The organism is Mycobacterium sp. E1386, from assembly GCF_001672745.1.
Lineage (GTDB): Bacteria > Actinomycetota > Actinomycetes > Mycobacteriales > Mycobacteriaceae > Mycobacterium.
On record NZ_LZKH01000172.1, the window covers coordinates 1 to 534 of the forward strand.

Annotated in this window: 1 protein-coding gene; it reads right to left on the minus strand. The window is 65.4% G+C overall.

The window, feature by feature from the left end; translation table 11 throughout:
• A partial coding sequence (locus tag A5709_RS17195) for a glycosyltransferase (protein WP_369827363.1) occupies nt 1-534 on the minus strand: 534 nt, incomplete at both ends.

Here is a 534-nt window from a genome sequence, read left to right on the forward strand (position 1 = left end):
TCCGCGGGCTTCGTCATTCGAGCGGCCAGCTCGCGGGCGCGCGAGACGTAGTCGGGGGAGAGGATCTGGCGCAGGTCGGCCACCAGCGACTCACGCGTGGTTTTGGAAAACGGGCGGGCGACACCGACTTTCAACCGATCCACCTGTGCTGCCCAGATCTTTTGATCGCTCATGCTCCAGAGGCTCAATGTGGGCACTCCGGCGCGCAGGCCCGCGGCCGTGGTGCCCGCGCCGCTGTGGTGCACCACGGCCCGGCAAGCGGGAAAGACCGCCGCGTAATTGACCGCGCCCACTACCTTGACGTGGTCCGAATTAGCGCCGCCGCTGAAATCGGTTTTGCCAGAGCACACTAACGCCCGCTCGCCCAGCTCCGCGCAGGCCTCGCCGATCATGGTGATCGTCTCGGCGGGCGAATCGACCGTTGTGCTGCCAAAGCCGAAGCAGATCGGCGGTGTTCCCGCAGCGATCATTTCGACCGTGTCGACCGGAGATTCGACCGGCATGCTGCCGAAGCCAAAGCAAATCGGCGACGAT